20 protein-coding genes and 1 pseudogene are annotated in these 22,761 nt (G+C 54.5%); 8 read left to right on the top strand and 13 right to left on the bottom strand.

Translation table 11 applies throughout. The features are described 5' to 3' along the window. Positions 1–20 precede the first annotated feature (20 nt). The 6 genes from OCA8868_RS08675 to OCA8868_RS08650 all read left to right on the top strand — a co-directional run bounded on the left by OCA8868_RS08675 (position 21) and on the right by OCA8868_RS08650 (position 6,012). Complete coding sequence (locus OCA8868_RS08675) at positions 21–1,175, top strand: LLM class flavin-dependent oxidoreductase (protein ID WP_093996142.1); 1,155 nt, start codon at positions 21–23, stop codon at positions 1,173–1,175. Beyond that, the gene (locus OCA8868_RS08670; RefSeq protein WP_093996141.1) at positions 1,175–2,059 is read left to right on the top strand and encodes an aldo/keto reductase; all 885 of its coding nucleotides are present in this window, start codon (positions 1,175–1,177) and stop codon (positions 2,057–2,059) included. The genes OCA8868_RS08675 and OCA8868_RS08670 overlap by 1 nt, the downstream gene beginning before the upstream one ends. Further along, positions 2,046–2,546 (top strand): flavin reductase family protein, encoded by a 501-nt coding sequence (locus OCA8868_RS08665; RefSeq protein ID WP_179214816.1) that lies wholly within the window; start codon positions 2,046–2,048, stop codon positions 2,544–2,546. Before OCA8868_RS08670 ends, OCA8868_RS08665 begins: the two co-directional genes overlap by 14 nt. A 63-nt stretch (positions 2,547–2,609) precedes the next feature. After that, on the top strand, positions 2,610–3,365 hold the full coding sequence (locus OCA8868_RS08660) for a TRAP transporter small permease (RefSeq protein WP_093996140.1): 756 nt from the start codon (positions 2,610–2,612) through the stop codon (positions 3,363–3,365). Continuing rightward, a complete protein-coding gene (locus OCA8868_RS08655) occupies positions 3,365–4,912 on the top strand; it encodes a TRAP transporter large permease (RefSeq protein WP_093996139.1) in 1,548 nt (515 codons plus the stop codon). The genes OCA8868_RS08660 and OCA8868_RS08655 overlap by 1 nt, the downstream gene beginning before the upstream one ends. A gap of 38 nt (positions 4,913–4,950) precedes the next feature. Continuing rightward, on the top strand, positions 4,951–6,012 hold the full coding sequence (locus tag OCA8868_RS08650; protein ID WP_093996138.1) for a TRAP transporter substrate-binding protein: 1,062 nt from the start codon (positions 4,951–4,953) through the stop codon (positions 6,010–6,012). A gap of 252 nt (positions 6,013–6,264) precedes the next feature. Here OCA8868_RS08650 and OCA8868_RS08640 read toward each other — a convergent pair whose 3' ends face one another. The 5 genes from OCA8868_RS08640 to OCA8868_RS08620 all read right to left on the bottom strand — a co-directional run bounded on the left by OCA8868_RS08640 (position 6,265) and on the right by OCA8868_RS08620 (position 14,147). Then, a complete protein-coding gene (locus OCA8868_RS08640) occupies positions 6,265–8,100 on the bottom strand; it encodes a glycosyltransferase family 2 protein (RefSeq protein ID WP_093996136.1) in 1,836 nt (611 codons plus the stop codon). Then, positions 8,097–9,620, bottom strand: coding sequence for a hypothetical protein (locus tag OCA8868_RS08635; RefSeq protein WP_143849580.1), 1,524 nt, complete (start codon positions 9,618–9,620; stop codon positions 8,097–8,099). The genes OCA8868_RS08640 and OCA8868_RS08635 overlap by 4 nt, the downstream gene beginning before the upstream one ends. 108 nt (positions 9,621–9,728) lie before the next feature. Beyond that, positions 9,729–10,946, bottom strand: a complete 1,218-nt coding sequence (locus OCA8868_RS08630) for an NAD-dependent epimerase/dehydratase family protein (RefSeq protein WP_093996134.1) — start codon at positions 10,944–10,946, stop codon at positions 9,729–9,731. A 146-nt stretch (positions 10,947–11,092) separates the two neighbouring features. After that, the gene (locus OCA8868_RS08625; protein WP_093996133.1) at positions 11,093–13,630 is read right to left on the bottom strand and encodes a hybrid sensor histidine kinase/response regulator; all 2,538 of its coding nucleotides are present in this window, start codon (positions 13,628–13,630) and stop codon (positions 11,093–11,095) included. A gap of 40 nt (positions 13,631–13,670) precedes the next feature. Further along, on the bottom strand, positions 13,671–14,147 hold the full coding sequence (locus OCA8868_RS08620) for a putative pterin-binding protein (RefSeq protein ID WP_143849578.1): 477 nt from the start codon (positions 14,145–14,147) through the stop codon (positions 13,671–13,673). 153 nt (positions 14,148–14,300) lie between these two features. On the opposite strand from OCA8868_RS08620, the gene OCA8868_RS08615 reads away from it, so the two are divergent. Then, entirely contained in the window at positions 14,301–14,918 is a 618-nt protein-coding gene (locus tag OCA8868_RS08615; RefSeq protein ID WP_093996131.1) for a response regulator transcription factor, read from the top strand. Positions 14,919–15,195: 277 nt separating this feature from the next. Here the strand turns inward: OCA8868_RS08615 and OCA8868_RS16800 are convergent. Both OCA8868_RS16800 and OCA8868_RS08605 read right to left on the bottom strand, forming a co-directional pair. Then, positions 15,196–15,402: pseudogene (locus OCA8868_RS16800) on the bottom strand (MBL fold metallo-hydrolase); the annotation flags it as partial. Positions 15,403–15,654: 252 nt separating this feature from the next. Further along, positions 15,655–16,299, bottom strand: coding sequence for a DUF2238 domain-containing protein (locus OCA8868_RS08605; RefSeq protein WP_093996130.1), 645 nt, complete (start codon positions 16,297–16,299; stop codon positions 15,655–15,657). Positions 16,300–16,339: 40 nt separating this feature from the next. Here OCA8868_RS08605 and OCA8868_RS08600 point away from each other — a divergent pair, with 40 nt between their 5' ends. Further along, a complete protein-coding gene (locus OCA8868_RS08600) occupies positions 16,340–17,032 on the top strand; it encodes an endonuclease/exonuclease/phosphatase family protein (protein ID WP_093996129.1) in 693 nt (230 codons plus the stop codon). A 277-nt stretch (positions 17,033–17,309) separates the two neighbouring features. Here OCA8868_RS08600 and OCA8868_RS08595 read toward each other — a convergent pair whose 3' ends face one another. Genes OCA8868_RS08595 through OCA8868_RS08570 form a run of 6 tightly spaced genes read right to left on the bottom strand, consistent with a single transcriptional unit; the run spans position 17,310 to position 22,757 of the window. After that, positions 17,310–18,599: an L-fuconate dehydratase gene (locus tag OCA8868_RS08595; protein WP_093996128.1), complete on the bottom strand. Its 1,290-nt coding sequence runs from the start codon at positions 18,597–18,599 to the stop codon at positions 17,310–17,312. Further along, positions 18,599–19,441, bottom strand: a complete 843-nt coding sequence (locus OCA8868_RS08590) for a fumarylacetoacetate hydrolase family protein (protein ID WP_093996127.1) — start codon at positions 19,439–19,441, stop codon at positions 18,599–18,601. The genes OCA8868_RS08595 and OCA8868_RS08590 overlap by 1 nt, the downstream gene beginning before the upstream one ends. A 21-nt stretch (positions 19,442–19,462) precedes the next feature. Beyond that, positions 19,463–20,212, bottom strand: a complete 750-nt coding sequence (locus tag OCA8868_RS08585) for an SDR family oxidoreductase (RefSeq protein ID WP_093996126.1) — start codon at positions 20,210–20,212, stop codon at positions 19,463–19,465. A 5-nt stretch (positions 20,213–20,217) separates the two neighbouring features. Then, positions 20,218–20,550: an L-rhamnose mutarotase gene (locus OCA8868_RS08580; RefSeq protein ID WP_245848121.1), complete on the bottom strand. Its 333-nt coding sequence runs from the start codon at positions 20,548–20,550 to the stop codon at positions 20,218–20,220. Continuing rightward, positions 20,547–21,659, bottom strand: a complete 1,113-nt coding sequence (locus OCA8868_RS08575) for a mandelate racemase/muconate lactonizing enzyme family protein (protein WP_093996125.1) — start codon at positions 21,657–21,659, stop codon at positions 20,547–20,549. Before OCA8868_RS08575 ends, OCA8868_RS08580 begins: the two co-directional genes overlap by 4 nt. Positions 21,660–21,662: 3 nt before the next feature. After that, on the bottom strand, positions 21,663–22,757 hold the full coding sequence (locus OCA8868_RS08570; protein ID WP_093996124.1) for an ABC transporter ATP-binding protein: 1,095 nt from the start codon (positions 22,755–22,757) through the stop codon (positions 21,663–21,665). Between the last annotated feature and the right edge of the window lie 4 nt (positions 22,758–22,761).

Genomic DNA, 22,761 nt, shown 5'->3' with positions numbered 1-22,761 from the left:
GATCTCTGGGGAGGAGAATCATGAGCATCGTTCCAGTCACGTCTGCCGATCTTGATGCATCAGAGGTCAGCTGGTTTTCTGCTTTGTGTTCAGATGATTACGCCTATCTAGGTGTGCCTGATGGCGCGCTCCGTTCCTCATGGGAACACTGCCGCGACATCGTTCTAGAGGCTGAACAGCAAGGATTTCGCAACATCCTCGCCCCGTCCAGCTACCAAGTCGGCCAAGACACTTTGTCCTTCGTTGCGGGCATGGCACCACTCACAGAAAAGATAAACATGCTCGCCGCGATCCGTTGCGGAGAAGTGCAGCCAATCATGCTGGCACGCACCATCGCAACGCTGGATCACATGATGAAGGGCCGCCTAACCCTGAATGTCATTTCATCCGATTTCCCTGGTGAAGTCGCCGAAAGCGGCTACCGCTATCAACGCTCCCGCGAGGTTGTGGAAATACTGAAACAGGCGTGGACGCAGGACGAAATTAACTACGACGGCGAAGTCTACCAGTTCGCAAACGTCCCCACCGCACCCGCGACGCCCTACCAAACGGGCGGCCCACTTTTGTATTTCGGCGGCTACTCCCCCGCCGCGCTGGACCTGTGTGGTCAGCATTGTGACGTCTACCTGATGTGGCCTGAGCCCAAAGAACAACTCGCCCAGCGTATGAAAGACGTGAACGCCGTGGCCAAGAAGTATAACCGCACCCTCGACTACGGCCTGCGCGTCCATATGATTGTACGCGACACCGAAGCGGAAGCCCGAGAGTACGCGGATCACCTCGTCAGCAAACTGGACGATGAATACGGAAAACTGATCCGCGATCGCGCCCATGACAGCATTTCTCTGGGCGTTTCACATCAAACTAAGGCACGGGAATTGGCCGATAAATTCGGCTACGTTGAGCCGAACCTCTGGACGGGTGTTGGCCGTGCGCGGTCTGGCTGTGGCGCAGCCCTAGTGGGATCCGCCGATCAGGTGCTTTCCAAAATCGAAGACTATCGCAAGATGGGTATTCGTGCTTTCATCTTCTCGGGTTATCCGCACATTGATGAGGCCAAACACTTTGGCAAACTCGTCATGCCGGAACTGAAAACCTGTTCATTACCCCATGCCTATGGTCGTGTCCCAAGTGACACCCCAGCAACCCCTCTCGGAAACGGACCCCGCATATAATGGAACGCATAAACCTAACGCCTGACCTTTCTCTTTCACGCATTGTCTACGGCATGTGGCGCCTTGGCGATGTGGAGGACACTTCACCCAAAACCGTCCAAGCCAAGATCGAAGCCTGCCTTGAGCAAGGTATTACAACCATGGACCAAGCCGATATCTACGGCGGCTACATGGCTGAGGAAATCATGGGCGCTGGCCTGACCCAATCCATCAAAGACCAAATCGAAGTCGTCACCAAATGCGATATCCTGATCCCTGCGGGCCGCTACGGGCATGTTTCGGGAAAATTCTACGACACCAGCCGTGAACATATCCTGAAATCCGTTGATCACTCCCTTCGCCTTATGGGGATCGACAAGATTGACGTTCTACTAATCCACCGCCCCGACCCGTTGATGGACCATCATGAAACGGGCGCCGCGCTGGACGAAGTGGTGACGTCAGGCAAGGTGCGTTCCGTGGGCGTGTCCAACTTCAAACTGCACGACTGGACGCTGCTGCAATCCGCGATGAAGTCCAAACTTGTGACCAACCAGATCGAGGTTTCACTGTCCGCGCACGATGCACTGACCAACGGCGACCTCGCGTTCCTGCAAGAGCGCGGCGTGGCGCCGATGGCATGGTCGCCCTTGGGTGGCGGCACGTTGATGGCCGAGGACAACGACCTTGGCCGCGCGATGGATGCCGTTGCCGCTGAAAACTCCGTAGACCGCGCGGCGGTTGCGGTAGCTTGGTTGCTGGCGCACCCTGCCAAGATCATTCCGGTTATGGGCACCAATAATCTCAACCGTATCAAAGGCTTCTCTGACGCACTTAATGTTGAAATGGGCCGCGAAACTTGGTTCAAACTCTATGAAGCCGCGTTAGGACATGAGGTTGCTTGACGTGAATTCCTTTGACCCAGCGCAAGATGCGCGCGCATTTCGCGATGCCCTTGGCGCCTACGCCACTGGGGTTACTATCGTTACCGTTCCGTCCGAAGATGGGCCGATTGGCATCACCGCCAACAGCTTTGCCTCTGTTTCGCTCGATCCGCCGCTTGTGCTTTGGTCTCCGGCGAAATCATCCAAACGTTTCAAATACTTCACGGGCGCAACGCACTTCGCGATCCACGTTCTAGACGCCCACCAACAACAGCTGTGCAACGGGTTCACACAGAATAAATCCGCCTTTGACGGGCTCGATATGTCCGTGGGCGAACGCGACGTGCCGCTTATTAATGGCTGCCTCGCGCGGTTTGAATGCTCGCTTCACGCTGAGCATGACGCAGGCGATCATTCGATCATTATCGGCCAAGTAACCCGCGCACAATCGCGCGACGGCTTGCCGTTACTGTTTCAATCCGGAAGGTTCGTTTCGCTTAAAGGATAACTTAAGAACAGGGCGTAAGACCCTGAAACAGCTCATAAAGAGCAAAAAAGGGAGGGCAAGCCGTTGGGAGAACGTCTTGCAATCGGACTGGTTGCTGCAGCCTATGTGGTGATCTTGTTCATCGGTGCCTTTGAGGACCGCCGCGAAGCCTTGGCTGATGCCATCGGCATGGGTGATTTGGCTTTTGTCGGCCTTATGGTCGCGATCCTTTGGCTCGCCTGTTTGATCCGCCCCATTCCCGCCGCCCATGCCCACGCGGCGATCAATGAAAGCCTGCATAAAGCCTGCAAAGCCATTTCCATCGGCGCGCTTATCCTGATGGTGTGCTTCATTCTGCTGCAAGTCTTTATGCGCTACGCCCTGAACGACGCCCCCAACTGGACAGAAGAAGCCGCGCGTTTCGGCATGCTGTGGATGACGGGCCTGATGGCGCCTGTCGCCTATCGTCACGGCGGGTTCGTCGCCATTGATATGCTGGAACGTGGCCTTGCACCGCGCCTCTCGGCCCTCCTCACACTCGTCTTGTTTGGCATGTCCTTGGTCGTGCTTCTGGTGATGTGGGACAAAGGGTTGAACAACCACGTCGACACATTGTCAGGGCGCGGCTGCTCCTCAACCCTGCGCTGGCCCTTCGGCATCGAAATCGGCAAGTGCCGCGCGAAATTTAGCAATTATTATCAATACATTGCCATCTGGATCGGGGTTAACTTGCTGATCCTTGCCTGCATTGAATTGATCCTGCGCCAAACCCTGAAACTGTTCGGGAAAGATTCCGGCCTCGCCCCGCTTGGCGACGAAGACATGGCGAGTGCATCCTGATGTTGATTTGGTTCCTCCCCCTCTTCCTCGTGATCCTGATGATCGGCACGCCGGTCGTCTTCGCCCTTCTGTTCGCCCCTGGTTTCATGACGTGGATCACGGGTAACGAAAAGGATCTCGCGATCCTGTATCGCAATGTTTACACAGGGATAGACAGCTTCCCGTTGATGGCACTGCCGTTCTTTATGCTTGCCGGTGAGGTCATGAACCGAGGCGGCATCACCACCCGCCTTGTTGAGTTTTCGCAGGCCTTCATGGGTCACCTGCGCGGTGGTCTGGCACAGGTGAACATCCTGAGCTCGATCCTGTTTGCTGGCCTGTCCGGTTCCGCCGTGGCGGACACATCTGCCCTTGGGTCGACCCTGATCCCTGCTATGGAAAAGAACGGCTACACCCGTAAATTTGCCGCCGCTATCACCGCCGCCAGTTCCGTCATCGGCCCAATCATCCCGCCGTCCGGCATCATGATCATCTACGCATATGTCATGGGCGAAAGCGTGGCGGCCCTGTTCCTTGCCGGTATCGTGCCCGGCGTTCTCGTCGGCGTCGGCCTTATGGTCATGGTGCGCCTCATGGCGGATCGCTATGACCTGCCAAAGGCAGAACGTATCGTCACGAAGAACCAGACCATCGCCCCGATCGAATATTGGCTGTCCTTCATCCTCGCACGTATCAACCTGATGGGCTTGCTTTGGGCTGTTATGCGCGGCGCACAGGCGTTCACTGGCTTTGAAAAACCACAAGGTGCGATGCTGTGGGGAACGCTACTCATCCTCATCATCCTTGCGCACTTCCTACTGGTCGCGCTGCGCGGCCAAGTCAGCGCCGACTTCCGCACCGTGTGCAAAAAGGGCGTCGTGCCGCTGCAAACGCCCATCATCATCCTTGGTGGCATCCTGATCGGCGTGATGACCCCAACCGAAGCGTCCACAATCGCGGTGGCCTACGCGCTGCTTGTGTCCGTGTTCGTGCTTAAATCCCTGACATGGGCCGATTTCTTTGACGTCCTACAACGCTCCGCCCTCGCCTCGGCCTCGGTTCTGCTCCTCGTGGGCGCTGCCGTTGCATTCAAAACCATCGTTGCGACATCCGGCGCAGCAACCACGCTCGCTGACCTCATCCTTGGCCTATCTGAAAACCCGCTGATCCTGTTGTTCCTGATCAACATCCTACTGTTCATCGTCGGCATGTTCTTGGACGCAGGCCCCGCGATCATCATCCTTGGCCCCATCCTTGGGCCGATTTTTGTTGATATCGGCGTCCACCCCGTCCACTTCGCCATCATCATGAGTGTAAACCTCACCGTTGGCCTCGCAACGCCGCCAATGGGCCTTGTCCTATTCGTGGCTTCAACGGTCTCCCGCGAAAAAGTGGAAACCATCGCACGGGCCATTCTACCATTCCTTGCGGTCGAAGTTGTGGTCATCTTCCTGATCACCTTCTTCCCGCAAATCTCAATGACGGTTCCCTATCTCGCGGACTTCCTCGGATGTCCGCCTGACGTCGGCTACATGGCTTGCATAAGCCCTGAGCCACCAACCAACTAACGTCAATCTAACTTCAAAAATCTGGGAGGATTACCAACATGATGAAGTATCTCGCAACGGCCGGCATGATCGCTGCCTACACAATGGCCTCCGCGCCTGTTTACGCTGATGGCCACGCTGTCACGCTACGTGCCACAGCCAACTCTAACGAAAACGACGAAGACTATGACGGTCTGATCGTATTCAAAAACTACGTCGAGTCTGCGTCCAACGGCGCGATTGCCGTGGAAATCTTCATGGGCACTCAGATCTGTGCGACTGGCGCGGAATGTCTTGAAGGCGTTTCTGAAGGTTCCATCGACATCTATGTTTCCACATCTGGTGGCGCTGCAGGCATCTTCCCGTATGTTCAGGTCCTCGATCTGCCATACCTGATGTCTGATGACCGCGTGGCCGAAGCCGTTCTTCAGGGCGATTTCGTGCGCACAATGCGCGACATGGCGCTGGAAACATCCGACGACACGATCCGTCTGATGACGATCGGTAACACAGGCGGCTGGCGCAACTTTGCCAACACCGTGCGCCCTGTGATGACCCCTGCCGACATGGAAGGCCTGAAGATCCGCACGGTTGTGGCTGACCTGCCGCAAGAACTCGTGCGCGCCCTTGGTGCATCTCCGACGCCAATCCCATGGCCTGAGCTGTTCACATCGTTCCAAACGGGCGTTGTTGAAGGCTCCAAGAACGGCATCACCGACATCATGGGCATGAAGTTCCCCGATGCAGGGCTGCAGTACGTCACACTTGACGGCCACGCTTACATGGGTGCGCTCTGGTGGATGAACAACGAACGCTTCACGGGCATGGACGACGCACAGCGCCGCGTTATCGTGGACGGCTTCTACGCGCTACAACAGGCGACATTCGCATCCCCGAAGCGTAACTCCATCCAAGCCTACGCTGACTTCGTCGCGGGTGGCGGTAACCTTTACGTTCCAACACCGGATGAGAAAGCGATGTTCGCGACCGCAGCAGCACCCGTCCAAGACTGGTTCCGTGGCAACGTAGATGGCGCCGACCAAATCCTCGACGCGCTGATCGCGGCCGTTGACGAAGTCGAAGCAGACCTCGCAGCAGGTTATGAAGCTGACCTGAACTAATCAGTCAGCTCTAAAACAAAGAAGGCCGCTCCACCTAGGGGCGGCCTTTTTGTTTGACTGGGACGCTTTCGCCGCAAATGTCTGGTCCGAGCCCAAACCGACCGATGCTGCGGCGAGTCTAAATGGCCGCTGTCCGCTCACCTTGCTAACAAACTTGAGCCGGAAAAGGCCTTGCAGTCCGTTGTGTTGCGTCGAAAGCGGGTACACTGGACCTAACAAGCCGTCCAAAAAGTTGCGAATGGTCACCCTTGCTTATGCGACGCGCGTTGGCCTGTCTGGCACAAGGTCGAGTGTGATCACCCGTTCGAGGTCTTCGCCCTCAATGTCGACAAGGATGCTTAGCATCGACTCAAGTGTGAAATACGCACGCAGAATCCGAAACAGCAGATATTCTGGAAGCGCAAAGATGCCTTTGGGGACGCCATTCAACAGCGAAGAAACGATCGCTATGATGGCTGGTGCGCCGGTCATTACGGCGACAATGGATTGCCACAAAATCGGGCTGTCGGGATTAAGACGCAGCCCCCACTCAAGACCACCGTAGATGATAAGCGGCACAAGCATCGCTCTGCGAGCGGAATTCACCAGCATATAGGGCAAGATTACTTTGCCGCGCAGAGTCGGGTTTGGCCCATAGATCAGATCTCTGCAGCGGGATGAAATATGATAGATAGATCGGAACCACCGCATCCGTTGTTCACGCATGTGGCTATAGGATGAGGGCACCTCCGAAATGTAACGGATTTTGGGATCAACTACGGAATGAAACCCTAGTTCGCCAATTCGCAACGACACATCTGTGTCCTCACCATTCATTCCTTCGACAAATCCCCCAAGGTAACGTGGGTGATGCGTCCGGTAGACGACAAACATTCCCGGAATGCCGACAACGCCGTTCACAGCCCCCATCGCAACAGAATAGAAGCCGTGCTTCACGAGAACTTCTAATAGTCGCGCGCGGTCAAACAGCGCCCCACCGGGCGGCACAGGCACACCACCGACAACGCCAACCTGCGGGTCAATGAAATAGGGCATCGCACGGGTAAAGTTGTCTTCACCGACCTGAGTATCGGCATCCACGCGGATCAGGAATTCCGTCTCGCAAGCTTCAAGCCCCGCATTCAACGCATTCGATTTCCCCGGTTTGGGGACATTAATCACCCGCCCTTTGGCGGCACTACAGGCTGCTAAAGTTGCACGCGCGATGTCCTCGGTTTCATCCGTTGAATTGTTATTCATGATAAGGATGTTGACCTCACCGCCGTAATGGACTGCCGCGCGGTCCATCGCGTTAATCGTGTCTTCGATAATGTAGGATTCGTTGTGCGCTGGCACCATAACCGAAATTGGCGGGGTAAACCGTGCCTTCTTGGCTGTGATCACGTCATAGATGGCGAGAAAATAGAGCTGCCCAAACAAGACGGGAAGGAATAGGAAAACACCAGGACCGATCCCGCCCAGCAATGTCCATTCGCGCATCAAAGTGACTATACGCAAATCCATGCCGCCAACCCAGATAGCGACGCCACCCGCAACCACGAGTGTCACACCAAGCCTGATAAAGGCACGCATCTGACTGACCGGAACATGCTCAATCCGGATACGGGCTGGCATCAAGCCACGTTCTAACAGTTTGAAAGAATAGATGGCAAAACCAAAAAGGCCGGACGCAATTGCACTAAAGTGAAGCGAAAAAGATCTTCCGACAACAGAATGCGCAAGTGCGTTTGCGAGGTCGAACGCTGCACAACCGAGCAGGAACGTAACAACCATGTCTAAACCAAACAAAGTGCGGGCGCGCCAACCACCATTGCTATAGGCTGCAAATGAGATAAAGAAAGTGATCAAATAAATGCGGATCGCAATCGCATGACGGCCTTCATGCAACGAAAAAACTAAGTCGCGATTTGGGAATACCGCGCTCACTGGCGCTGTGTTGAAGGCCCACAACAAAGCTGTCGCTAAAGCTGTGAAAAGGACCAGCATCTTCGGCGCTTGTAACTGGCTTACCGATCCCGCGAACCGCTTTGGCGCGCTATCCACGGAGATATAATTGATCTGTTCGCGCTTATCGTCATCGGCACTCATAACGCCACCTCGGCTTTGCCAATGAAGATCAGTAAGCCAACCGCTCGGTGTGTGATTTCTGTTCGTGAAACGAGGGGAGTGACGCTTAAGTTCCCTGTCTCAGTATCTTTGGTTACATGCCAAATCTGAGCCGCTTCGGGTAATGTTGTGGGCACATCACTTGGTGTCACAACCATAATGTCGAGGTTTTCAATGGCGGGCCTCATGCGTACGTCGGCGGGCATTACCAGCACCAACAGATCGCTCGCTGCATCGGCATCAACGGCATTCAAGAGGGTCGCCGGTCCGATCCGCAACGTACCCAAGTCTGACAACTGGGTTTGCAGAATGCTTAACGCATCAGAAAAAACACTCTCGCCCGCAATAAGTGCAGTGTTGGGCAGCATCTCAGCGATCAGCGCAGGTGGTTGGCTGCAATCGTTCTGTGTCGTGCGTGATGACGACGCAGTTACTTCAATGACGTTATTTGCAGAAATCATTTCTGCTGGTAGCGAGACCAATGCATCGAAGCGCGTCGTTGTCGGCGTCAGCAGATCCTGACGTAGCAAGCGGCCGTTAAGGGTCACAACGATAGTCCACTGATCCTCTAGCGATTGACGCCCAAGTGCGAGGTGCAGGTCTAGCTCAGCTGGGATCAGCGGCACGGCGCCTTCACGCAGATCAACATTGGCGCGCCACTGCGTTGACGTCTGAAATTGACGCAGACCTGCATTCGCACCTTTGAGCGCAACGTGTCGGGGCCAAGATGCAGCTCGGGTTACTGGTACGGCGGCGATAAGGCTTGGGATGACTTCGCGTAACTCCGCAGTTGAGAGCGCATCTGCAGCGTGGTCGTCTAGGAAATGCGCTGTGATTCCTTGCTGTTTCGCCTGCGTCGCGAGCACTAAACGGCGTGCTTGTTCCCTGCGATCAAGCCAGTTCGGCCAACCCACCCGCACGACGCCGCCCCATGCGTTTACCCGATCGCTTGTCGTTGTAAGTGGGCGATCTAGGGTGAGGTGAACTGCACTTGTCGTCTCGATCTCGGCAATGGCTACAACGCCAGTTTCTGACCGGCACTGTGCATGCCGGCCGCTCCCTTGAAGTGATAGGGAGACAACAAGCTGTTGCCTTGCAAGTTCCGATGGTGAGAGCGGAACTTGCAAGGACAGGCTTACCACGCCGGGATGCAGCAACACTTCGCCTCGGCGAACATTGTCGATGGACACCCGAAGGACTCCTTCAACGCTGTTAAGCACTTGCGCTGTTGCGTCAATTTGGAGGTATCCAGACGTTGGGCGCGCATTCAAAGGTAGGTTGAACGCGATCCCTTGGTAAGCCGGCAAACCGGACAGAATGATCGGATGATTTGGATCAGACCGTACGATTATGGCTGTATATTCATCAGATGAAGGCAGCGCGTTTGGTGTTTCAAACGCCAATCGCGGACTGATGACCTGCGATTGGAACGCCCATTGCGCCTTATCCCAAATGTTCATTGTCGATAGCAGGAGAGCCACACCCGCAATTAGAAATCCCATTAGCCCAATGCCAATCATCCGCATAAAATTCACCAATTTTTAGAGAGTTGTTTGATCAGTTCAGCTGAACCCACCTCCAAGCAGGTTCAGCTGGTTAGATCAGCCGCCTTAGGCAGCTTTGTCTGTGTTACCGACGACACCTGGACGTTGATTATCTGTCCACGTGGAGACGCACGGGATCATCTCATAGATGCATCGATGCCCGTACTTCGCCGCGATTTGGAATGTTTCATCCATCAAGCCTTCTGCCAATGTGACTGGCTTTAAACCAAGCGAGATGAAAGTCTTGTTGGATACGCGCAGGTCGTTCTCTGCTGCCTCATTGCGTGGATTATCCACGTTTGCGATTTGCGCATCGCATGTCTTTGCCACCATTGCGGCAAGGGAGCGTACCGTATGCGTTTCCGTCATCTGGTTTAGGATCGCTACCTTGCCGTCCTGAGGAGGCGGGTTATTCACAGCCAAGGCGATACACTTCACCGTATCTTGGATGTGAATGAATGCACGGGTCTGGCCTCCGGTGCCATGCACCGTCAGCGGGTGGCCAACGACAGCTTGCATCAGGAACCGGTTAAGAACAGTCCCGTAATCGCCATCGTAGTCAAAGCGGTTGATCAGACGTTCATCAAGACGCGTTTCATCGGTTTGGGTGCCCCAAACGATCCCTTGGTGCAAGTCCGTAATCCGCAAACGATCATTCTTTGCGTAAAATTGGAACAACAACTGATCCATTGATTTCGTCATGTGGTAAACGCTGCCGGGGTTCGTCGGGTACAAGATTTCGCGCTGGTAAATCTTGCTGTCATCACCGGGAATGTAGACTGGTAAATAACCTTCGGGAATTTCGATCCCGTCATCATCGTACCCATATACACCCATCGTTCCGAGATGAACAAAATGGGGGTCAAGACCGAGCTCAACTGATGCCGCCAATAGATTGTGCGTGCCAGAGATATTGTTGTCGACGGTGTAGCGTTTTTCGCCAACGCCACGCATCGAATAGGGGGCGGCACGTTGTTCACCGAAGTGGATGACCGTGTCCGGTTTGATCCGCTCCATCAACTTAACCACGCGGTCAAAGTCGCGGGCCACGTCAATATTTTCAAATGTAATTGTCTGGCCTGTTTTTTCAGACCAAGCAGTCAATCGAACATCAATCGACGCAATTGGTGTCAGGCTATCTGCACCCATCTTAGCATCGATGTCGCGGCGGGACATGTTGTCTACGATGGTGACGTTGTGTCCTAATTGGGACAAGTGAAGTGCTGTCGGCCAGCCACAAAATCCGTCGCCACCTACCACGATAATATCTTTAGAATTTGTCATAATCTTTGTTCCTTTCTATGGACCCCTCCAAGCGGTCCGTGTTGTTGATGAAACAAGATTTAATTGGTCCAACCCCTTATGACGTTCGCGCTAACGCATAGTTGGTAAGGAATTGGCATAAGCGGTGTATCCAATAGGATAGGTGATTACTCCGAAGTGCTGTCTGCTATTGCGGTAGTAAATGCGGCTTGTGACCGTGTTGCAATCTCAACCAATTCAGATGCCCAAGGACCAAGATCCTTAACGGGCCCCTGCCGCGCAATATCTTCAAGATCCGAAAGCCGCGTCGCTAATTCGTGCTGACCAAGCAAAGATGCCGCGCCTATTTGCTTATGGGTCGCATCTTCTAACGCGACATCATCGAACGGCGTAGCTGTGCGCATCTCGGCGAGGAAGCTTTGGAACTCGTCAAAAAACATATCGACGTTCGCTTCAACTTTGTCCTTACCCAACATGGTGCACAGCTCTGCAAGTTCACTGGGCAAAATCGCCGAAGAACTTTCATTCTTGGAAACTTCGGTCGCGGCTTCTGATAAAATTGCGCGCAGGGATGCCAGGCGGATCGGCTTGGTGTGAAACCTGCTCATGCCCGCTTGATTACCTTTCTCACGATATTCTTCATAACCATGTGCCGTCAGTCCAACGATGTGCGTCCGCATGTTCGGGCCGTTGCCCGTTCGAAGGCGTTGCGTGGCCTCGATTCCGTCCATCACTGGCATGCTAATATCCATGAAGATCAGATCGAACGGCCGTTTTTTGGCCTGTTCCAAACAATCGGCACCATTGATGGCTTCGGTGACGGAATGGCCCAAACCTTTGAGTAAATCGCACAGGACGCTCCGATTGATGTCGTTGTCTTCGACCACCAAAATATGCATCGTATGAGTTATGTTATGTGGTTCAGTTTGTGGTGTATTCGCTACGCTTTTTCGGCGCATATCTTGACGTTTAAGCGGTACAGCCAACGTGAATATTGAGCCCATATTCACCTCGCTTTGAACAGATATATCGCCACCCAATTGCCGCGCGATCCGGCGTGAAATTGAGAGGCCAAGCCCGTCCCCACGCGATTGGCGTCCCTCACTGTGAGCGAGGGCGACAAAGTTTTCAAAAATTTGTTCATGTTGTGTAGCGTCGATGCCCGCGCCTGTGTCTTCAATGGAAATCCGCAACGATGTCTCGGACGCGGCATGTATCCCTGTGACGTCGATTGTGACGTTGCCATTATCCGTGAACTTTATTGCATTCCCAACAAGGTTCGTCAGGATTTGGCGAATACGGTTGCTATCACCGTAAAATCTAGAACGCATGGCGTTATCAATCCGCAAAGACATGACCAACTGCTTTTCACGCGCCAAAGGTTCCAGCACCTCGACCACCGAGGTGATCAGGCTTTCTAGGTCGAAGTTTTGTGGTGTCAGGTGAAAGCTGCCCGTCTCAATCCGCGTGACATCAAGCGCTTCGTTTATGTGCCCTAATAAAATTTCGCTTGATGCGGCTGCGATCCGTGAGTATCGATCTTGTTGTTCTGTTAGTTCTGTTGTGCGCAACAGATCTAGAACACCCATGATTCCATTCAATGGCGTGCGCATTTCATGACTCATGACAGTCAAGAATTGCGATTTTGCTTTGTCCGTTTGTTCGGCGCGATCACGGGCATCAATCAATTTTTGCTCGTTGATTTTGCGTTCACTGATGTCTTGAATATAGGCGATAAATTTTGTGCCGTTTTCGTCTGCGACCGAGGTGATATTCAAAGCAACAGGGAACTCTTCGCCGGTTTTGCGCAGGGCCGAAAGTTCAACCCGCCCGCCGCCAACAACACGTGGTACACCCGTCGCAAGAAACCGGTTCATGCCCGCGTGATGTGCTTCACGCATGTGTTCGGGGATGAAAGTTTCCTTCATGGTCAGGCCGATAATCTCGTCACGGGTCCAACCAAAAACATCTTCGGCTGCAGCATTGTATTCAATGATTTCACCGGCTTCGTTTGACGTAACGATGGCATCCAAAGACGCCGAAATTGTAGATTTCAACAATTTCGATGATGTCAAAAGCTCAGCATCGCGTCGTGCTGCGCGAACTAGAAGCCGGTCCAATAGAAGCATCAGTCCCCCCATCAGGATCATGAGCAGAATTGCGGCACTGCCTGTGCGGATCAACTGGCGTGAAAATGCCGCGCGTTGTGCGATTGAACGCTCCGCATGAATGTCCACGCCAAGCAAAGCCACTTTACGCACGTCAGGACGTATATCCAGTGTCAGCTCCAACAAGTTTTGCACTCTCGTTGCTGTGAGCGCCCCCGGTTCCTCGACCACAGCAATCGCTTCGTCGGCAAGTTCTGTGATTGACGCGATCAACATTTGTGCACTGTCATTTCCAGCAAAAAAGGCCGCTGAACGCCCTGATGTCAAAATGCCTAGTCTACTGAGGGCGATGTCGAACCGAAGATTGATATCTCGATCATTGTACACACCACTGTCGGGTTGTTGGGACAAAGCCACTTGCAGGTTGGCAAATTCGATATCGAGCTGCGAAATGCTCCACTGCGTATTGTCATCGTCTGCTGTGGCAAGGTCACTAAGCTGCGAATACAGTCCAAAACCCATGATCATCAAAAGCAGAAAAAGCAGGCCGATGCCTGCTATGATCACTGTCCGGTAACCTCGCAACCGTGTTTTCATGCTTATCTCCGTGTGATGAGGTAGGTGAATTTTGCCGTTCTCAATCCGCGCTCACCACTAACCTATTGAGCTGCCAAATGCTACGCGAGTAGACGGTCTCAGTCCGAAGACGTGGATCGGCATCATACGGGAAAACGACCCAATAGGGTCCTTTGTCGCGCACTGACATGACGTCACCATTCATACGCGTCGCTATGATTGGGGCATCTGTTGCTAATTCCGATACAGGCATCGTTACTGAATAATCGTTCAGAGCGATCATTTCGATGCTGTCGCCATTCGTACCCAGCGTCTCCAAGAGCGCTTTGAGCGAAACACCAGAGAACGTTACAACCCCATTCGTCCAGATCGTTGTCGTTTCAAACGTCACCTGCGACATCGCATCTAAATCCGCGAGCGACAACTCGACAGAGGTGGCAGCATCTGACACTTGCAGAATAATCTCGTCCTGAGCAGAAGCTGTGCAGGCAAACACACTAAGGCTCGCTATTAATCCAAAGAGAAATCTATAGGGCATCTTCACATCCATTCGGTAGTTTGGAGGATGTATACCTAGCTTAACAACCACATGTTGGAGGCATCGGCATAGTCACCTATACCTAAGTATAGTTTTGCCATTCTGATGTCATATTCACGTTGATATTCTTATGGAACCAAGAGGATTTATGTGATGCCAAATATTCTATTAGCCGATGATCATGACTTGGTCCGCGAAACCATTTCAGCCTACCTGGATACAGTTGACGATTTCCACGTTACTACTGCGCCTCACCTTGATGCCGCGCTAAAGATGCTGTCGGGTGTGGTCGCTTATGATTTGTTGATCCTTGATTACCATATGCCCGGCATGGACGGGCTAAATGGGCTTGAGAAAGCCCAGAAAGCGCATCCGACGGTGAAAGTTGCTTTGATGTCCGGTGTCGCGAACCGTGATGTTGCGAACACGGCTATGGCACGTGGCGCGGACGGTTTCATGCCAAAGTCATTGACAGCCGTATCAATGGTTAATGCCATCAAATTCATTCTGTCAGGTGAACGTTACTTCCCATTCGATTTCGGCACCGCGTCAAAGGGCGCAGCTCAAGACAGTACGTTCTCGGGACTTTCCGAAAGAGAAATGCAAACGCTTGAGCAGCTGTGTATTGGTCTATCCAACAAAGAAATTGCGCGGAATCTAGGGATACAAGAAGTGACCGTGAAGCTTCATGTCAAGAATGTGCTGGCCAAATTGAATGTCTCGAACCGTACACAAGCGGCACTATTGGCGAAGGATCGGCACTTGTTTTAGGCCTTACGTTGGAGCAGTAACACGCCATCTTAAGGTATCGGGCAAATTGCCACGACGCGAAGCCTTGTCCCGCCCAACCATTTTGCCGAAATTTGGCGTTCGATCAAGCTGGGCCCAGAATATCAATGAAACTCCTATTCAATTTTCGTCCTTTTCACTCGAACTCAAATAAAAGCAGCCATTTAATCCGCCATGCCCAAGGTCGGCTTTGTCCGCACAGCGAGCATTCACGCCCTCTGATGCGGGTGGTGTCACGGTCGGGCGTCGTTATCCTGCCTTACTCCCATTCCATCTCGGAATAGACGGCGCCTGCATTCTTAGTTGCCAGTTCTTCAAAGGTATCAAGATGTTCATAGGGCGACTGGTCCACGTAGTAGGCCCCCGCCAGATCGCCACCCTCATCAATATGCTCGCCAATCTTTTCGCGCAGGTAGCTGACGTAGCCATGCGTTCCTGCCCGCACCACATCCATGTTCGTCGGGTGCGTTCTCATAAGTCGGCGGTGCAGTCGCGCCGATCGCGGACCAAACATCCTTGATGACCTCAACCGGAGCCTCATACAGGACGGACTGCGGGTACTGGTCAGGAATGTCTTCATTCGCCAAAACCGACGTTGCCGCCGTCATACAAAAAATACTTGTGCGGATCATTGGGCGCGTCCTTCTGGCAATTACATTCAAAAACATGCATACGATATTTTTTGCGCGTATGACCAGTGCTTGGTTCGCTGCCAGCGCTACCCTCGGTTGCGTAACTTGCCGTACCATCGCTTGTTTGCGTCAACGAACTGCTCAAGCACCCGTCCGACACCACCAAACTGCCGCCCCTTAAGATATAGATACCCAGAAAACGCCCCAATCGCGGCACCAATGGAATCGATAATCAGGTCCTTCATCGTGTCCACGAGGCCCGATTTCTGCATGTTCATGCCGAAAAACTGATCCATCGAAAACTCGAACACTTCCCACAACGCCCCGATCGACAGCCCCACACAAAACGCCAAAAGCGCAAGCGCCCACGGCGGTGCGGCGTAGCGGTCCCCCTCAAACAGCATGAAGATCAACAAGAACCCCATCGCCCCAAAGCTGAGCGCCGAGGTGAAGTGCAATGCAACATCCCACCACCAGAACTTTTCGTAGAAATCCGCGACCTCCCCCAAAAACAGGGTCGCGAAGATGAACACCACAATCGCCGTCAAAACCGAACGCGGCAGCCTGATCCCGAAGAACCGCGCAAACCGTTCTGGTAGAAACGTTAAAAACAGGGTCGCGCCAGCCACGAAAACCGCCGGCCATGTGTGGGTCAAAACACCCGATACGATCTCAAGCCCAAGGATGGCTTGGATCAGGCGAATAACAACTGGGCCGTTAAACTCTCGCATGGGTCTTCCGATTGCTCTGTTGAATTCCAATATAGTCAGTATGCAGGAACAAACACCCCTTCGCATAGCAAGCTATAACATCCGTGCGGGGCTTGGCACCGACCTGAGGCGTGACCCGCTGCGGGTGCTGAATGCGGTGAATGCTCTAGATGCCGATGTGGTCGCCTTGCAAGAGGCCGACTTTCGCATGGGCTCACGCCCCTCCGCCCTTCCCCGCGAGCTGATCGAAACCCACACCAACCTGCGCCCGCTTCCCGTCGCGGACAACGACATCAGCCTCGGGTGGCACGGCATCGCGCTGTTGGCCCGACCAAACATCAGCGCCGAAAACGTTCACCGCTACCCGCTTCCAGGGTTGGAGCCGCGCGGCGCCATCGCCGTAGATTTACCAAACCTGCGGGTCGTCGGCGTTCACCTTGGGCTGTTGCGCAGATCGCGCCGCAGCCAGTTGGACCACATACGCGAAGAACTCGACGCCCTACCTCCGCTCCCGACAATAATCTTAGGGGATTTCAACGAATGGTCCCAGCGCGTCGGCCTCGGCCGCCTTGCCCGGCGCTACACGATCCTCACGCCGGGGCGCACGTTCCCGTCCAGCCTACCCCTCGGCGCACTAGACCGCATCGCCCACTGCGAACGCCTTGACGTGCGCATGCTAAATATCCCGCGCAAATCCAAAGGCCGCCACGCATCCGACCACCTGCCCATTTTGGCCGAGGTACAGGTCGCGTAGCGGATACACTTTAAAATGCGAATGACCGCTTCGAGCCCAACCTGTGAGTAGGATTTTCACGCTGCGTGAAACGTGCTGCAACAGCGTAGATTTCAACTCGGCAGCGCGGCATGAAAAGCGGTCATCAAAGATGCCGCAGCGACCAGAAAGCACTCCAGGAGCAAGTCGCGGACTTAGCACCCTTTCGCCGCATCAATTGCCATCGGCAGTTACTTCCACTTGGCAAATCAGAAAAACACACCAAACCTCCGTGAGGTGGTTCGGGTTCAAACAGCCTCTAATTTACCGAAACGGGAGGATCAAATTGGAAACCTTGGAGCGCTTCCGGTGTCATCTGAATTGAAAACCCGGCCGCCGTCGGAGCAATATAGGCGCCGTTCCGGACCAGACAAGGGTCGATGAAATGCTCGTGCAGATGGTCGACAAACTCGATCCGTTTTGTGTCCTTTTCCCCGGTGATTGCCACGTAGTCGATCATTGAAAGGTGCTGAACATATTCGCACAGCCCGACGCCGCCGGCGTGCGGCCAGACGGGCAAACCGAACTTTGCAGCCATCAGCTGCACCGCGAGAACCTCGTTCAATCCGCCCAAGCGGCAACTGTCGATCTGGACGAAATCTAAGGCCTCGTTGGCGATGAATTGTTTGAACAGAATGCGGTTCTGGCACATCTCGCCGGTTGCAACCTTGATCGGGGCAACGGCCTCGCGGATTTTGCGATGCCCGAAGACGTCATCGGGACTCGTGGGTTCTTCGATAAACAGGGGCCGTGCGAAGGCCAGCGCCTTGACCCAATCGATCGCCTGATCGACCTCCCAGACCTGATTTGCGTCGATCATGATGTTCATGTCGTCGCCCAGTTCTTCGCGAGCGATGGTCAGGCGACGGATGTCGTCCTCAAGGTTATGGCCTACCTTGAACTTGGTATGGGTGAAGCCAGCATCACGTGCTTCGCGGCACAGACGGCGCAGCTTTTCGTCGGAATAGCCAAGCCAGCCAGCGGATGTGGTGTAGCAGGGATAGCCTTCAGCCTTCAGCGTCGCGATACGGTCGGTTTTACCCGGCTCAGCGGCCCGTAGGATTTCAAGCGCTTCGTCTTTGCTTAGAACGTCCGTCATGTAGCGAAAGTCGATCAGGTTCACGATTTCTTCCGGTGACATTTCGCCCACCAGAAGCCAAACGGGTTTGCCGGCTTCTTTTGCCAGAAAATCCCAAACGGCATTGACCACAGCACCCGTGGCCAGATGGATCGCCCCCTTATCGGGTCCGATCCAGCGCAGCTGGCTGTCACCGGTGATATAACGCCAGAATCGGCCCATATCATCGCGCACCCAATCCAGATCGAGGCCGAGCAGAAGGTGCCGCATCGCCTCAATCGCAGCGATGCAAATCTCATTGCCGCGCCCGATTGTGAAGGTCAATCCGTGACCTTCATGATCCCCGTCGGTCTCCAGCACCACATAGGCGGCGGAATAATCCGGGTCTGGGTTCATCGCATCAGAACCATCCAGAGATTGCGACGTGGGAAACCGCAGATCATGAGTCGAGATATTTGTGATTTTCGTCATCAACCTGCCACTACATTTTGTTTCTGGATGCCCAACCCTTCGATCCCCAGTTCCATCGTGTCGCCGGGTTTCAGGTAGGTTTCGGGGGTTTGGCCAAGACCCACTCCCGGGGGGGTGCCAGTCGAGATCACATCACCGGGTTGAAGGCTCATGAATTGTGACAGGTGAGACACCACGGTTGCCACACCAAAATGCATCGTTTTGGTTGACCCGTCCTGATAGCGGTGGCCGTTGACCTCCAGATACATCGACAGGTTCTGCGGATCAGGCACGTCGTCACGCGTGACCAGCCACGGACCAATCGGACCAAATGTATCGCAGGATTTGCCTTTGACCCATTGGCCAGAGCGGTGAATCTGAAAATCTCGCTCGCTAAGGTCATTGACCACACAATAGCCCGCCACATGATCCAGTGCATCTTCGACCGCGACATATTTGGTGTGCTTGCCGATCACCACGCCCAGCTCAACTTCCCAGTCGGACTTGACCGAAGTCCGCGGAATTTCCACATCATCATCAGGACCTATGATCGAAGACGTGGCTTTGAAGAATATCACCGGCTCTTCCGGCAGCGCCATGCCGCTTTCGGCGGCGTGATCGGCATAGTTCAGGCCGATACAGATGAACTTGCCCACTTGTCCGACACAGGCGCCAATGCGCGGGTTGCCTTCGACCACCGGCAGCGTTGCCGGATCGATCCCGCGCAGCTTGGCGAGGCTGTCATCGCCCAGCACCGCTCCGCTAAGATCGCCAACAACGCCGGACAGGTCGCGAATTGCGCCGTCGGCATCCAGAAGGCCGGGTTTTTCATTGCCCAAGGGGCCAAATCGTAAAAGTTTCATTGTTGGTCTCCTTGAGGATTATTAGATGGACCAGCCGCCGTCGATGGCGTGCGTTTGGCCGGTCGTAAAAGCGCTGTCGTCGCTGGCGAGGTAAAGGGCCAAAGCGGCGATTTCTTCGGGCGTGCCGATGCGGCCCATGGGCTGACGGGCGATAAAATCGGACAGGGCCTTTTCATAGTCACCTGTTGCCCGCAGCCGCCCATGCATTGACGGGCTGTCAACCGTGCCGGGACAAATCGCATTACAGCGAATGCCGCGGGTCACGTAATCGGCGGCGACGGATTTGGTCATGCCGATGACAGCCGCCTTGGATGCACAATACGCAAAGCGATTGGGCACGCCTTTTATTGAAGAGGCGACCGAGGACATGTTGATGATGGACCCGCTGCCATTGTCCAGCATGGCCGGAAGCGTCAGCTTGATCAGCCGATACATCGCTTTGACGTTCAGATCGAAGCTGAAATCCCAGTCTTTTTCGGCGCATTCAAGGATCGAGCCGTTGGCGACATAGCCCGCGCAGTTGAACAGCACGTCCAGCGCGCCCATGTCAGCCACCGCCGCCTGAACCGCGCCTGCGTCGGTCACATCAAGCTTCAGGGCAGTAACCCCATCAATCGCGTCCAGTTCCGCCAGCGCGGCGTCGTTGATGTCGCTGGCAATAACCTGCGCGCCCTCAGCGGCCCAAAGCTCTGCTGTGGTGCGCCCGATGCCTTGGCCAGCGGCCGTGATCAGTGTCTTTTTTCTGGCCAAACGGCCCTGTTTCTCTGTCATGTCTCTCAATCCGTGTGAAATACTTCTTCCATCATCGACCACTGCTCGCCCTCTGCACGCGTCGCGAGCGGGGACTGGCAGGGGTCGGTGTGCGTCCACCATTCCCGTGTTTTCGGGTCTTCGGCCATGCGGGTCATATCACCCTCAAAATCCGTGCCATGATATTCCCAGTAGCCGAACAACAAATTCTCAGGCTCACGAAGGAAAATTGTGTAGTTCTGAATGTTGCTGCCTTTGATTTGAGCCAACACATGAGGCCAGGCGGCGGCATGCAGCCGCTTATATTCGTCGATCTTGTCGGGTTTGACACCGATGAGCATCCCCATGCGTTGCATCATGATCCCTCGGTGATCGTTTTGGACATCAGCGATTTGTGGGCAATGGCCTCGTGATCCCAACGAATTCCAAGGCCGGGTTCATCCGACGGCACTGCGTAGCCATCCGAGATTTGCATAGCTTGCGTCGTCACGCTGTCCAGCTGCGGAATATACTCCAGCCATTTGGCATTCGACACCGCGCACACTAGTGGCAGGTGCAATTCCATCAGGAAATGCGGGCAAACCATGATGTTAAAGGCCTCGGCCAAATGCGCGACCTTCAGCCAGGGCGTGATGCCGCCAACCCGTGCTACATCGACCTGCACGATACTTGCTGCGCCTGCATGCAAATAGTCTTTGAACTGGCTTAACGAATACATGCTTTCGCCCACGGCAATCGGGACCGAGGTGTGCCGGGCCAGCGCTGCGTGGCTTGCGACATCATCTGCGGGCAACGGCTCTTCGAACCATCCGATACCATGTTCCTCAAGCATCGGTGCGCGCCGGATTGCTTCGGAAAGGGTGAAGCTCTGATTGGCGTCCGTCATGATCTCATACCCATCGCCAACAGCTGAGCGCACGGCGCCAAGGCGCGCCGCATCCTCGCTGACATGGTCACGGCCGATCTTGATCTTGGACCCCTTGAAGCCTTTGGCCTGCATTTCCAGCGCATCATCGACCAGCGCCTGCGTTTCCAGATGCAGCCAGCCGCCTTCGGTGGTGTAAAGCGGGACACGGTCGCGGCTTCCGCCGGCGGCTTTCCACAAAGGCAGACCTGCCTTTTTGCACTTCAGATCCCATAGAGCAGTGTCAACCGCAGCCAGTGCAAGCGATGTGATTGCGCCCACTGCGGTGGCATTGGTCATGCGCCGAAGGTCACGCCATATCCCATTGATACGATCTGGATCGCGCCCAATCAGTGCAGGCGCGAGCGTATGTTCCAACAGCGCCATAACCGACGGTCCACCTGTGCCGATGGTATAACTGTAGCCGGTTCCAACGGCCCCATCGCTGTCATAAATCGTGACCATGGGGGTTTCTTGGCTAACAAATGACTGTATGGCGTCGACCCGCTTCACCTTGGGCACAAGGTCGATCATCTGCAATTCTATCCGAATGATTTTCGTCATGTTTTAACCTCGGATTGCTTCGGTCGTGTTCGCGTCGAAGACGTGGCACTTGTCCAGCATCAGGCGGAATTTCAGCACTTCACCGGGGCGCACAGGGCGCGGGTTGAGCATCTTCGCCTGCACCTCAGTTCCGGCAATGTCGGTAAACAGGACTGTTTCTGTGCCCAACGGCTCGGTCAGGGTTACGGTCAGCTCAAGATTGGCTTTCTCACCTTCTTCTTGAACCGCGTGACCCTCAGGCATCAGGTTATCAGCGCGGAACCCAAACTGCACTTTCTGGCCGTCCGTCACCTGCCCACGCGCGGCGGCAGGCACCGGGACGTCAAGCCCTCCAGCCAGTTTGATCGTGTCCGTGCCTGAAACCGTGCCGTCGATCAGGTTCATTGGCGGTGAGCCGATAAAGGACGCGACAAACGTGTTTACAGGTGCGTTAAACAATTCGAGCGGCGTTCCAACCTGCACGATGTACCCATCTTGCATCAACACAATCCGGTCAGCCAGCGTCATCGCCTCAACTTGATCATGGGTCACGTAGATGATCGTATTGCCGACTTTCTGGTGCAACTTCTTAATCTCAACGCGCATCTGCGTACGCAACTTGGCGTCAAGATTGGACAACGGTTCATCGAACAAAAAGACATCGGGATGGCGCACAATGGCGCGGCCCATCGCAACACGCTGACGTTGACCACCAGAGAGTTCAGCAGGCTTGCGCTCCATCAACTCATCGAGGCCCAGAATGCCGGCAGCTTCGTCCACGGCCTTTTCAATTTCCGTCTCTTCCTTCTTGGCAACTTTCAATGAGAAACCAAGGTTTTCCCGAACGGTCATATGCGGGTAGAGCGCGTAGTTTTGGAACACCATTGAGATATTGCGCTCTCGGGGGGGGAGGTCATTTACAACCCGCCCTCCGATACTGACTTCGCCGTCTGAGATATCCTCAAGGCCTGCGATCATCCGCAACGTCGTGGACTTGCCACACCCTGATGGACCAACCAGCACGACGAATTCACCGTCATGTATAGCCAGGTCAATGCCATGCACGGCACGATGCTTTCCGTAGAATTTGACGACTTTTGAAAGGTTAACTTCGGTCATTATC

This window comes from Octadecabacter ascidiaceicola, assembly GCF_900185015.1.
Taxonomy (GTDB): domain Bacteria; phylum Pseudomonadota; class Alphaproteobacteria; order Rhodobacterales; family Rhodobacteraceae; genus Octadecabacter; species Octadecabacter ascidiaceicola.
This window is presented reverse-complemented; position numbering and strand designations above follow the sequence as displayed.

Coding starts and splice junctions, on each gene's coding strand:
- OCA8868_RS08675 (WP_093996142.1), top strand. CDS start 21: ATGAGCATCGTTCCAGTCACGTCTGCCGATCTTGATGCATCAGAGGTC.
- OCA8868_RS08670 (WP_093996141.1), top strand. CDS start 1,175: ATGGAACGCATAAACCTAACGCCTGACCTTTCTCTTTCACGCATTGTC.
- OCA8868_RS08665 (WP_179214816.1), top strand. CDS start 2,046: ATGAGGTTGCTTGACGTGAATTCCTTTGACCCAGCGCAAGATGCGCGC.
- OCA8868_RS08655 (WP_093996139.1), top strand. CDS start 3,365: ATGTTGATTTGGTTCCTCCCCCTCTTCCTCGTGATCCTGATGATCGGC.
- OCA8868_RS08650 (WP_093996138.1), top strand. CDS start 4,951: ATGATGAAGTATCTCGCAACGGCCGGCATGATCGCTGCCTACACAATG.
- OCA8868_RS08640 (WP_093996136.1), bottom strand. CDS start 8,100: ATGAGTGCCGATGACGATAAGCGCGAACAGATCAATTATATCTCCGTG.
- OCA8868_RS08635 (WP_143849580.1), bottom strand. CDS start 9,620: ATGGGATTTCTAATTGCGGGTGTGGCTCTCCTGCTATCGACAATGAAC.
- OCA8868_RS08630 (WP_093996134.1), bottom strand. CDS start 10,946: ATGACAAATTCTAAAGATATTATCGTGGTAGGTGGCGACGGATTTTGT.
- OCA8868_RS08625 (WP_093996133.1), bottom strand. CDS start 13,630: ATGAAAACACGGTTGCGAGGTTACCGGACAGTGATCATAGCAGGCATC.
- OCA8868_RS08620 (WP_143849578.1), bottom strand. CDS start 14,147: ATGCCCTATAGATTTCTCTTTGGATTAATAGCGAGCCTTAGTGTGTTT.
- OCA8868_RS08615 (WP_093996131.1), top strand. CDS start 14,301: ATGCCAAATATTCTATTAGCCGATGATCATGACTTGGTCCGCGAAACC.
- OCA8868_RS08605 (WP_093996130.1), bottom strand. CDS start 16,299: ATGCGAGAGTTTAACGGCCCAGTTGTTATTCGCCTGATCCAAGCCATC.
- OCA8868_RS08600 (WP_093996129.1), top strand. CDS start 16,340: ATGCAGGAACAAACACCCCTTCGCATAGCAAGCTATAACATCCGTGCG.
- OCA8868_RS08595 (WP_093996128.1), bottom strand. CDS start 18,599: ATGACGAAAATCACAAATATCTCGACTCATGATCTGCGGTTTCCCACG.
- OCA8868_RS08590 (WP_093996127.1), bottom strand. CDS start 19,441: ATGAAACTTTTACGATTTGGCCCCTTGGGCAATGAAAAACCCGGCCTT.
- OCA8868_RS08585 (WP_093996126.1), bottom strand. CDS start 20,212: ATGACAGAGAAACAGGGCCGTTTGGCCAGAAAAAAGACACTGATCACG.
- OCA8868_RS08580 (WP_245848121.1), bottom strand. CDS start 20,550: ATGATGCAACGCATGGGGATGCTCATCGGTGTCAAACCCGACAAGATC.
- OCA8868_RS08575 (WP_093996125.1), bottom strand. CDS start 21,659: ATGACGAAAATCATTCGGATAGAATTGCAGATGATCGACCTTGTGCCC.
- OCA8868_RS08570 (WP_093996124.1), bottom strand. CDS start 22,757: ATGACCGAAGTTAACCTTTCAAAAGTCGTCAAATTCTACGGAAAGCAT.